The sequence below is a fragment of the Streptomyces sp. 2-1 genome (assembly GCF_048564895.1).
Lineage (GTDB): Bacteria > Actinomycetota > Actinomycetes > Streptomycetales > Streptomycetaceae > Streptomyces > Streptomyces phaeochromogenes.
The window spans coordinates 1,782,875-1,793,940 of sequence record NZ_CP183383.1 but is presented as its reverse complement, the minus strand read 5'-3'; the positions used below and the strand labels follow the sequence as shown (position 1 = coordinate 1,793,940).

The window sequence follows — 11,066 nt, the reverse complement described above, 5'->3', positions numbered from 1 at the left end:
GACGAACAGAAACTTCTCGCGGCGCTCCGCTCCTCGGTGAAGGAGACAGAACGGCTGCGGGAGCAGGTCAGGAAGCTGTCCTCGGACCCGGTCGAACCGATCGCGATCGTGGGCATCGGCTGCCGCTATCCGGGCGGAGTGCGGGGGCCGGACGAACTCTGGCGGCTTGTTGCCGAAGGGGCCGACGGCATCTCGGAGTTCCCGCACGACCGCGGCTGGGACGTCGAGCGCCTCTACGACCCGCAGTTGTCCCGACCCGGGACCAGCTATGTCCGCGAGGGCGGATTCCTTTACGGGGCAGGGGAGTTCGACCCGGACTTCTTCGGCATCAGCCCGCGCGAGGCACAGGGGATGGACCCGCAGCAGCGGCTGCTGCTGGAGACCTGCTGGGAGGCGTTGGAACACGCCGGTATCCCGCCGGGCACGCTGAGGCGCAGCCCGACCGGCGTCTTCGCCGGGATGATGTACCACGACTATCCGACCGGGGCGACCGCGGGCAGCATCGTCTCGGGGCGTGTCTCCTACACCTTCGGCCTGGAGGGGCCGTCCGTCACCGTGGACACCGCCTGCTCGTCCTCGCTGGTGAGTCTGCACCTGGCCTGCCAGGCACTGCGGCAGAAGGAGTGCACGCTGGCTCTCGCCGGTGGTGTGGCGGTGATGTCGACGCCGGACATGTTCGTGGAGTTCAGCCGCCAGGGCGCCTTGTCACCGGACGGCCGGTGCCGGTCGTTCGCCGCCGATGCCGACGGCACCGGCTGGTCCGAGGGCGTGGGCATGCTCGTACTGGAGCGACTGTCGGACGCCCGGCGCAACAATCACCGGACACTGGCCGTCATGCGGGGCTCGGCGGTCAACCAGGACGGTGCCTCCAACGGTCTGACCGCCCCCAACGGCCCTTCGCAGGAACGGGTGATCCGCCAGGCCCTGGCGAACGCCAGGGTCTCCGCCGACCAGGTGGACGCGGTGGAGGCGCACGGCACCGGCACCACCCTCGGCGACCCGATCGAGGCCCAGGCGCTGCTGGCCACCTACGGGCAGCAGCGGCCCGAGGGCCGGCCGCTGTGGCTGGGTTCGCTGAAGTCCAACATCGGGCACACCCAGGCGGCTGCCGGGGTGGCCGGAGTGATCAAGATGGTCATGGCGATGCGGCACGGCGTGCTGCCCAGGACCCTGAACGTCACCGAGCGCTCCTCGCACGTGGACTGGTCGACCGGGTCGGTGGACCTCCTCACCGAGGCGCGCGAGTGGCGGCGCGACGGCCACCCGCGCCGGGCCGGCGTCTCGTCCTTCGGCATCAGCGGCACCAACGCCCACGTCATCCTGGAAGAGGCACCCGCGCCCAGGCCAGGCAACGCGGGGGACACCGAGCGCGCTCAGCAGCCGGGAGACACCGAGCCGGCTCAGCGGCCGGGGAACACCGGACAGGATCAGCAGCCGGGAGGTGCCGAGCTGGCTCAGCAGCCGGGAGGCACCGAGCAGGATCAGCGGCCGGGGGGCGTCCCTCCGGCGGCCGTCCCCTGGGTCTTGTCCGCCCGCGGCGAGCAGGCCCTGCGGGAGCAGGCCGCCCGGCTCGCCGCGCACGTCACCGAGCACGAGCTCGACCCGGCAGACGTGGGGTACTCCCTGGCCACCACCCGTGCGCTGCACGACCATCGGGCCGTGGTCATCGGCGAGGACAGCGCCGAACTGCTGCGCGGCCTGGCGGCGGTCGCCAGCGGCGCACAGGCCGGACACGTGGTCACAGGTGTGGCCGGCCGCGCCGGCAGGCGGGTGTTCGTGTTCCCCGGCCAGGGATCGCAGTGGGTCGGGATGGGCCAGGAACTGGCCGCCGCGTCCCCGGTGTTCGCGGAGAAACTCGCCGAGTGCGGGCGGGCGCTGGAACCGTGGGTCGACTGGTCGCTGGAGGAAGTGCTCGGTGATCCGGAGGCGTTGGAGCGGGTGGACGTCATCCAGCCGGTCCTGTGGGCGGTGATGGTGGCCCTGGCCGGGCTGTGGCGCTCCTACGGCGTCGAGCCGGACGCCGTTGTCGGCCACTCCCAGGGCGAGATCGCCGCCGCCTGTGTGGCCGGGGCGCTGTCGCTGGAGGACGGTGCCCGCGTGGTGGCGCTGCGCAGCCAGGCCATTCCCCGGCTGTCCGGTCAGGGCGGCATGGTGTCGGTGGCCGCCTCCGCCGCCGAGGTGGAGCGGCTGCTGGCCAAGTGGGAGGACCGGGTGGGGATCGCGGCGGTCAACGGCCCGACCTCCACGGTGGTGTCCGGTGACCCGGACGCCCTCGCCGAGTTCATGGTGCTGTGCCACGACCAGGACGTGCGGTCGCGGCGCATCGCGGTCGACTACGCCTCGCACGGACCTCAGGTCGAAGCCCTGCGCGAAACCCTCCTCGAACGCCTGGCGGGCATTGCGCCCAGGCAGGGTGACGTGCCGTTCCACTCCACCGTCACCGGCGGGCTGCTGGCGGACACCACGGGCCTGGACGCCGGGTACTGGTACACCAACCTGCGGCAGCCGGTGCGGTTCGAGTCGGTGGTCCGGGGGCTGCTGGAGCAGGGCCACGGCGTGTTCGTCGAGATCAGCCCCCATCCGGTGCTCACGGTCGGGCTCCAGGAGACCCTCGACGACGCCGACGAGGCGGGCGCGGCGGCGGTGGCGATCTCGTCCCTGCAGCGGGACAAGGGCGGCCTGGACCACTTCCTGCTCTCGCTCGGCCAGGCATGCGTGCACGGTGTCACCCCGGACTGGCAGGCGTCCTTCCCCGGTACCGCGCGCGTCGTCGAGCTGCCGACCTATCCCTTCCAGCACCGGCGCTACTGGCTGGACACCCCGGTCTCGTACGGCGCCGATCCCGCCCGCCTCGGGCAACTCCCCGTCGGACACCCGCTGCTCGGCGCGGCCGTCGCCCTTCCCGGCAGCGGCAGTGGCAGTGGCAGTGGCGGCCTGGTCCTCACCGGCCGGCTTTCCCTCGACAGCCACCCCTGGCTCGCCGACCACCGGCTGCACGACATCGTGCTGTTCCCCGCGACCGGTTTCCTGGAACTGGTGATGTGCGCGGCGGACCGGACCGACTGCGGAGTGGTCGATGAACTGACCCTGCGCGCGCCGCTGGTCGTACCGGAACGCGGTGGCATCGCGGTGCAGGTGACAGTGGACGCACCCGACGGCGAGGGGCGCCGCGAGGTACGGGTCCACTCGCGGACCGAGACCCCGGCGGACGAGGACGGTGCGACCTGGACCCTGCACGCCGAAGGAACGCTGGGCCTGGATGCGGGTCCGGAGACCCGCCTGGATGCAGGCTCGGATTCAGGACCAGCGGGCGCTACGGGGCTGGAGACCTGGCCGCCCGAAGGCGCCGACCCGCTGCCTCTCGGCGACTTCTACGCCGAACTCCGCGCGGGCGGACTGGAGTACGGGCCGGTCTTTCAGGGACTCCGGGCGGTATGGCGTCACGCCGACGCCACGTTCGGCGAGGTCGCGCTGCCCGAGGAGTCGGCCGCCGAGGCCGCGGAGTTCGGCATCCACCCCGCCCTGCTCGACGCGGCCCTGCAGATCAGTCTGTTGGACGCCGGGGACGGACAGACCGGGGAACCCGCCGTGCCCTTCGCCTGGAGCGGGGTCCGGCTGCACGCCACCGGAGCCTCGATGCTGCGGGTGAAAGTCACGGCGGCCGGCTCTGGTCTGCGGCTGACCGCGGCCGACGCCACCGGGGCCCCGGTGGCCACGGTCGAGTCGCTGGCCGCCCGCCCGGTCACTGCCGAGCAGATCCGAGCCCTCGGGGCGCAGGGCGGCCGGCCGCTGCTCCAGGTGGCGTGGCTGCCGATGGCCGGCGCGTCCGTGGCCGCCACGGGTGAGGAGCCGGCCGTGCACCGGGTCGTCGCCGAGGGGGCCGACGTGCCTGTCCGGGTCCGGTCGGCGGTGTTCGGCATACTCGACGAGCTGAGCTCCCGAGCCGGTGACGACCCACCCTCGAGCTCGCCCTTGGTGGTCGTGACGCGCGGCGCGGTCTCGGTGGCGGGCGAGGAGATCACCGACTTGGCGGGCTCGGCGGTGTGGGGCCTGGTCCGTGCCGCACAGGCGGAGCTGCCCGGCCGCTACCTGCTGGCGGACCTGGACGACAGTGCGGAGTCCGAGGCCGCTCTGTCCTCCGCCGTCGCCCAGGCCGTTGCCTCCGGCGAAACCCAACTGGCCCTGCGGGCAGGCCGGATCAGCGTGCCGCGCCTGACACGGGCGGATGCCGCGCCGGACGGGGAGACACCCTGGAACGCCGACGGAACGGTACTCATCATCGGAGCGGCCGGAGCGGCCGGAGCGGCCGGAGCGGCCGGAGCGGCCGGAGCGGCCGGAGCGGCCGGAGGCCCAGGTGCCCTACTGGCCCGGCACCTGGTGACAGAGCACGGCGTACGTCACCTGCTGCTGGCCGGGCACGACGGTACGGCGGCCGGAGAAGTCGTCGCACTGGCCGGGGAGTTGGCCGATCTGGGCGCCGAGGTCCGGGTCGAGGAGTGTGATCTCACCGACCGGGAGGCGGTCGCGGCGCTGCTGGCCACCGTCGGCGACGACCACCCGCTGACCGGGGTCGTCCACGCAGTGGGCGGCACGGAGGGCGATCTGATCGGCGCGTTGAGCGCCGAGCAGATCGAGGACGCGCTGCGGACCCACGTGGACACGGCCTGGCACCTGCACGAGCTGACTCGTGAGCTGCCGCTGACCGCCTTCGTGCTGTTCTCCGGTTCCGCCGCCGTGGTGGACGGGCCCGGCCGGGGCAGTGCGGCGGCGGCCGGTCTCTTCCTCTCCGCGCTGGCCGAGCACCGGACCGCCGAGGGACTGCCCGCCCAGTGCCTGGTCCGGGGGGAGTGGGACGAGAGCAACGCGGCGGCGGACGCGGCGGGTTACGGCCGACAGGGAATGCGGGTACTGACCGGCGCCGAGGGGCCGGCCCTGCTGGACGCGGCCATCCGTACTGCCCTGCCGGTCGTGGTGGCGGCGCACTGGGATCCGGTGGCCGTCGGCAGCCGGGCGGAGGGCGTGCCGCCCATGCTGCGGGCGCTGGCCCGGCCGCCCGCGCGGCGGACGGCAGCCGTCGGCGGGCCGATGAGCGACGGTCCAGGGCGGGCCGACCAGTTGTCCGCGCTTCCCGAGGACGAACGTCGGCAGCGCGTCCTGGAACTCGTCCGCGCCCACGCCGCCGCCATCCTGGGACACCCGGGGCCGGAGGCCGTGGACCCCGACCGGGCCTTCCTGGAGATGGGGTTCGACTCCGTGGCGGCGCTCGGGCTGCGCAACCGCCTCAAGCCGGACATCGGCCTCACCATCCCGGCCACCGCCGTCTTCGAACACCCCAGCCCACGGGCGCTCACCACCCGGCTGCTGGCCGAACTGGACAACCGCTCGACCATCACGGCCACCGACGGGGGAGCCGGCGAGCCGTCGCTCGACTCGCCGGCCGCGATGTTCCGGGAGGCGTTCCGGAGCGGGCGGTTGGACCAGGGCGTCGCGCTGCTCCAGGCGGTGGCCGCGCTACGGCCGACCCACACCTCACCGGTCGAGCCGGAGACCCTGCCACCACTGGTGAAGCTGGCGGAAGGCCCGCGGATGCCCGGCCTGTTCTGCTTCCCTTCACCAGGAGTCGGGGGCGCCCACCAGTTCGCGCGGCTGGCCGCGAACCTGAACGGGATCCTGGACGTCACGGCGGTGCCGTTGCCGGGATACGCCGAGACGGAGAGCCTGCCGGCATCGTTCGCCACCGTGGTCGAGGGCTGCGCGGCACAGATCCGACTGGCGGCTGCCGATGAGCCCTTCGCCCTGGCCGGCTACTCGGCGGGCGGCCTCTTCGCCCACGCCGTGGCGCGCCACCTGGAGGACAGCGGCACCGGGCCCTCGGCGGTCGTGCTCCTCGACACCTACCACCCGGACACCGAGGGCATGGCCGACCTGCGCAACCAGATGCTCGCGGGCGTCTTCGAACGGGAAGCGGTCTTCGGGCCGTTCAGCAGTGCCCGCCTGTCGGCGCTGATGTGGTACGGCGGGCTGATGGAAGGACACCAGGTCGAGGACATCGCGGCCCCTGTGCTGTTCGTCCGGCCCAGGGAATGGGCCGGACACGCGGAGACAGCGGCCACCGCGGACTGGCACGCCTCCTGGGACACCGCCCACACCGTCTCCGAGGTCGACGGCAGCCACCTCACCCTGATCGAGGAACAGGCCCCGCAGGCTGCCGAAGCCATCACGGCCTGGCTGACATCCCTCCACTGACCGGCCAGGAGGCCATGCGACCGGATATCGGCCGGATATCGGGACGTGCGGCCGGCCGCTCAGCGGACACGGCCCTCGAAGCACTCCTCCCTGCCGTCCGACCTGCCGCCCGACTCGCGGTCCGGCTGGCCGTCCGGCGCCGGACGGAAGCAGGCCCGTACGACAGTGCCGGAGCGGGTGGTGGTCATCGGGGTGTAGACGTACGCCGCCGCGTCGGCCTCGTCCGCGATCTCGACCCCGGCGGAACGTGGGCGGCCGTCCGCGGTCACCTCCAGCCGGTCGCCGATCCGCGTTCCCCACATCCGGGCCCAACTGGTCCCGCACGTCCGGCTGTGGCGCAGTTCCAGCATCGCTCCCGAGGCGGTGCGGTACGAGGCGAGGGTCTGCGGCCCGACCCCGCACTTCATGTCCATCGGGTTCCGGCCCTCGCACGCGGCTCCCCGGCAACGAGGTCCGGTGGCGGACGGGGACGGGGCGCCGGAGGAGGACGAGCGTGGCGCGTCCTGGCCCAGGACGAGGAAGAGAGTGATCGCCACACCACCGACGACCACGGCACACACCGACGCGAGCACCGCCACGGCCGCACCCCTGTGCCCGGCGCGCGTGTCGTCCCGCGAAGCCGGAGCGGACGCCTCGGGCGGGACCACCGGTCCCGGAGCTGCCGACGGCGCCTCCGCGACCGTATCCGTACGCCGTGCTGGTGCTGGTGCTGGTGCTGGTGCTGGTGCCGGGGCCGGTGCCGCGCGCCCGCTCCACTCCGACTCCGCGATCTCCCACAGCGCCAGACACCGCCCCTCCGGTTCGGAGGCGAGCCGGCACAGTTCCCGCACCGCGTCGCGCGGCGGCACGCTCTTGCCGTTGAGATAGCGCTCCCAGGACGACTTGCTGAACGCGGTCCGTTTCGCCAGGCCCACCATGCTCAGGCCCGTGCGTGCCCGCAGGTCCCGCAGCGCTGCCGCCAGTCGTGCCCGTTCGGGCGACGGCGTCGGGCGCGTCATCGCCGTAGCGCTCCCCAGGTGTGCCGGCCGATGATGCCGTCCACGACGAGGCCCGCCCGCTTCTGCAACTGCTCGACCGCGCTCTTGGTGTGCGGACCGAAGATCCCGTCCACGACCCCCGGCGCGAAACCCGCCCTGCGCAGCAGACACTGTGCCTCGGCCACCTCCGGACCGGCGAGGCCCTCCGCCAGGACGGCGTCCCGGGTCCGGCTGTTGCCCGCGTACCAGCGGCCGTCGATCCGCTCCACCTCGCAGGCGTACGTACGCGGGCCCGACGGCGACGGTGAAGGCGATACGGACGAGGTGGCCGAGCCGAGAGGGGTCGCCGACGCCCTGCTGTCGCCGTCCGAGAGCCGTACGGCCAGCAGGACCGCCGAGGAGACGGCCAGCACCAGCGCCACGGACCCCGCCACCAGCGCCACGCGCAGCGAACGCCCGTGCCGTGTCTCCTCGTTCGGGGCCGACAGGTTGTACGGCCCAGTGTCATCGGCTCCGGCCGCCTGAAGCGCCCCAGCGACTTCAACCGTGTGAGCCGCACCGGCCGTCCCAGCCGCATCAGCCGTGCCAGTTATTTCGGATGCCTCCGGCACTTCTGGTGCATTCGGTCCGTCCGGTGCCGACGTGCCCGCGCGTCCCTCTCCCCAGGCCTCGGCGGCGACCTCGTGCAGTGCGAGCAGCCGGGTCGGATCGTCACCGCCGATCCGGGCCATCGCCTCGACGGCCTCCCGTGGCGGTAGCGAACGCCCGCCCAGGTACCGCTCCCACGAAGACGTGCTGTACCCCGTCTTAGCCGCCAACTGCCGCAGACTCAGGCCGCTGTGGTCCTTGAGCCGGCGTAGACGAACCACCAACTGCCGTACACGCGGATCCAGTTCTCCGGGCAGCGCTTTCCAACGCGACATGTTCCCCCCACTCGCGTTCGCGGACCGAGGTCAGCGGTCCGATTTTCCCGCGCATTCTGCATCAGCTTTCACGATGTGCCCCATACACCGGTTCCGCCCCGTACCGAATCGGCCACCGTCCGCCACGGCGGCCCGGCCGGGACCGTCCCGCGGGATCGTCCGGGCGAGTGAGGTCGTCGCAGGTCAGCGAGTGGGACGTCCCGCGATGACGTCACTTTCCCGGCGGCCGTGGCGCGGCACACCGCCTGCCACACAGTCTGATTGCCGAGCCGACCAGACGGTCGGCCCCGCCCACAGAGGGCACAGAGGGAACCGAAGCATCGGAGGGGAAAGTATGCGAGCTCTGACGAGGACGATCGTCAGTGTCACCGCCGCCGTCGGGATCGCCGCGGGGGGCCTGGCGGGCTCGGGCGCCGCCTTCGCGGACTCCGCACCGGCCGCGAAGCCGGCGGTGAGCGCCCAGGACGTCACCATCCTTGCGACGAACAACCTCGGCCTGAGCACCCAGCAGGCCAAGAACATGCAGTGCTTCCTGCGGAACGCTCCGGCGAGCTACACCGGCGCCATCGACGGACTGCTGGGCACCAACAGCTGGAAGGCGTACCAGCGCTGGCTCAAGGAGTACTGGGGCTACACCGGTGCCATCGACGGCATCGTCGGCCCCAACACGATCAAGGCACTGCAGCGCAAGCTGGCCTTCAACTGGGGCTACACGGGCGCCATCGACGGGATCGCCGGGTCGGGGACCCAGGCCGCGTTCAAGCGGCTCGCCAACGACAACAGCGTCTTCTTCCCCTGCTGACGCCGAAGCACTGACACCAAAGCTGACACCAAAGCTGACGCCGAGTCGGATCGTCGGCCTTTGAGGTGAGGAACCGCGGTCTGTCCTCTCACGGGGGAGGGGACAGGCCGCTTCGGTGTGCGGGGGCGGATCCGGGCCCCCGTGTTCAGCGGTTAGCCTTGGCTATGATCGGTTTCCCTGCACTCGGCCGGAGTACGCGATGCCGGAGTACGCGATGAGCGTCGTCGACTCCTTCCCGCTCGGTGCCGCGACCACGCTCGCCGAACTCGCCCGGGACCCGCACGCGCGACTGGCCCAGCTCCGTGAGCGGGAGCCCGTGTCGTGGCTGCCCGAGCTGGACGGCTGGCTGGTGACCCGGCGCGACCTGGCGCTGAGCGTCATGCGGGACGCGGCGACCTTCACCGTGGACGACCCCCGGTTCTCCACCGCGCAGGTCGTCGGGCCGAGCATGCTGTCGCTGGACGGCGACGAGCACACCCGCCACCGCGAGCCCTTCAACCAGCCCTTCCGCCCGCGCGAGGTCCGTGACGGCTTCGCCTCGTTCATCGAGCGGGAGACCGGGCGGCTCATCACCGAACTGGAACCGGCCGGTGCCGTCGACCTGCGACGCGCCTTCGCCGGTCCCCTCGCGGTCGCCGTCGTGACCGAGGCGCTCGGGCTGGTGGGCACGGACGCGGAGACAGTGCTCTCCTGGTACGACACCATCGTGCGGTCGGTCTCCGACATCACCGCCGGCCATGAGGCGGCGCCCGCCGGCGCCGCGGCGTACGCGCAACTACGGGCCGCCGTGGAAGCCACCGTCGCCGACCGGAGCACGTCGTCGCTCCTCGTCTCCGCAGCCGGACGGCTGACGGTGCCCGAAGTGGCGTCCAACGCCGCGGTCCTGATGTTCGGGGGCATCGAGACCACCGAGGGGATGATCACCAACGCGCTGCTGCATCTGCTGCGCCACCCCGACCAACTCGCCCTGGTCCGGGCCGACTTCGACGTGCTGGACGGCGCGATCGAGGAATCGCTGCGCCTCGAACCCGGGGCGGCGGTCGTGGACCGCTACGCCACGTGTGACACCGTCCTCGGCCCGGCCACGATACGCAAGGGCGACCTGGTCACCGTCTCCCTGACGGGCGCCAACCGCGACCCGGCCGTCTTCCCCGACCCCGACCGCTTCGACGTCCGCCGCGAGAACGCACGCCTCCAACTGGCCTTCGCCCACGGCCCGCACTACTGCCTCGCCGCACACCTCGCCCGCCTGGAGACCCGGATCGCGCTCCAGCGGCTGCTCGAACGCCTCCCCGCCCTGCGCCTCGACCCCGAGCACCCCACCGCTCCGTACGGTCTGGTCTTCCGCAAGCCGCTCACCCTGCATGTGCTGTGGGACAGGGACAGGGACAGGGACAGGCCCGCCTGACGCTGCCCCCGACTGCCCCCGACCGTCATCGGCAGGAGTCCGTGAAGGCGCGGGCCCGTCGGGTGATCTCCGGCCAGTCCCCGGCGGCCACCAGGGAGGGCGGTACGACGTTCGAGCCAGCGCACACCGCACGCGCCCCGGCGGCGAGGAAGGCAGCCGCGTTGTCCTCGTTCACGCCCCCCGAGGCCACCAGCGGTACGTCCGGGAACGGGCCGGCCAGATCCCGGAGGTAGCCGGGGCCGAAGGCGCGCGCGGGGAAGATCTTCACCGCGTCGGCGCCGAGGTCTAGCGCCAGACCGACCTCCGTCGGGGAGAGGGCGCCGAGCACGACCGGCACTCCGGCCGCCGACGCCGCCTTCGCCACCTCCGGGCGGCAGCCGGGGGTGACGAGGTACCTGGCCCCCGCGTCGATCAGTTCCTCGGCCTGCTCGCCGGTCATCACCGTGCCCGCGCCGATGCCGTCCCCGTCGTCGGCCACCGCCCGTCGCAGATGCGCGGCGAGTCCGGGCGTGGTGCGGGTGAACTCGATCCAGCGGATGCCACCGGCGCGCAGGGCCGCGCACAGCGCCGCCGCGTCGGGTATCTCCGGTGCACGGACGACGGCGATCACGCGGTCCTTCGACAGCTGGGAGAGGAAGTCGGCGGTCATGGGCGGGAGTTCTCCTTCGATGGGGACCGAGGCGTGGGGCCTGGCGTGATGGGGCCCGGCT

Annotated in this window: 5 protein-coding genes and 1 pseudogene; 3 read left to right on the top strand and 3 right to left on the bottom strand. The window is 72.7% G+C overall.

Annotation, left to right across the window (positions count from 1 at the left end; all coding sequences use genetic code 11):
- Positions 1-12 precede the first annotated feature (12 nt).
- Positions 13-6,246, top strand: a pseudogene (locus ACN20J_RS08100) (acyltransferase domain-containing protein); the annotation flags it as partial.
- A 59-nt stretch (positions 6,247-6,305) separates the two neighbouring features.
- On the opposite strand, the gene ACN20J_RS08095 reads toward ACN20J_RS08100, so the two are convergent.
- The gene (locus tag ACN20J_RS08095) at positions 6,306-7,244 is read right to left on the bottom strand and encodes a DUF2690 domain-containing protein (RefSeq protein WP_419665605.1); all 939 of its coding nucleotides are present in this window, start codon (positions 7,242-7,244) and stop codon (positions 6,306-6,308) included.
- The gene (locus ACN20J_RS08090) at positions 7,241-8,146 is read right to left on the bottom strand and encodes a peptidoglycan-binding protein (protein WP_419665604.1); all 906 of its coding nucleotides are present in this window, start codon (positions 8,144-8,146) and stop codon (positions 7,241-7,243) included. Before ACN20J_RS08090 ends, ACN20J_RS08095 begins: the two co-directional genes overlap by 4 nt.
- Before the next feature lie 334 nt (positions 8,147-8,480).
- Here ACN20J_RS08090 and ACN20J_RS08085 point away from each other — a divergent pair, with 334 nt between their 5' ends.
- Both ACN20J_RS08085 and ACN20J_RS08080 read left to right on the top strand, forming a co-directional pair.
- Positions 8,481-8,948 (top strand): peptidoglycan-binding domain-containing protein, encoded by a 468-nt coding sequence (locus tag ACN20J_RS08085; protein WP_190228769.1) that lies wholly within the window; start codon positions 8,481-8,483, stop codon positions 8,946-8,948.
- A 214-nt stretch (positions 8,949-9,162) separates the two neighbouring features.
- Entirely contained in the window at positions 9,163-10,356 is a 1,194-nt protein-coding gene (locus ACN20J_RS08080; RefSeq protein WP_419668851.1) for a cytochrome P450, read from the top strand.
- 25 nt (positions 10,357-10,381) lie between these two features.
- Here ACN20J_RS08080 and ACN20J_RS08075 read toward each other — a convergent pair whose 3' ends face one another.
- Positions 10,382-11,005, bottom strand: coding sequence for a bifunctional 4-hydroxy-2-oxoglutarate aldolase/2-dehydro-3-deoxy-phosphogluconate aldolase (locus ACN20J_RS08075; protein WP_326761577.1), 624 nt, complete (start codon positions 11,003-11,005; stop codon positions 10,382-10,384).
- Positions 11,006-11,066 lie beyond the last annotated feature (61 nt).

Coding starts and splice junctions, on each gene's coding strand:
- ACN20J_RS08090 (WP_419665604.1), bottom strand. CDS start 8,146: ATGTCGCGTTGGAAAGCGCTGCCCGGAGAACTGGATCCGCGTGTACGG.
- ACN20J_RS08080 (WP_419668851.1), top strand. CDS start 9,163: ATGAGCGTCGTCGACTCCTTCCCGCTCGGTGCCGCGACCACGCTCGCC.
- ACN20J_RS08095 (WP_419665605.1), bottom strand. CDS start 7,244: ATGACGCGCCCGACGCCGTCGCCCGAACGGGCACGACTGGCGGCAGCG.
- ACN20J_RS08075 (WP_326761577.1), bottom strand. CDS start 11,005: ATGACCGCCGACTTCCTCTCCCAGCTGTCGAAGGACCGCGTGATCGCC.
- ACN20J_RS08085 (WP_190228769.1), top strand. CDS start 8,481: ATGCGAGCTCTGACGAGGACGATCGTCAGTGTCACCGCCGCCGTCGGG.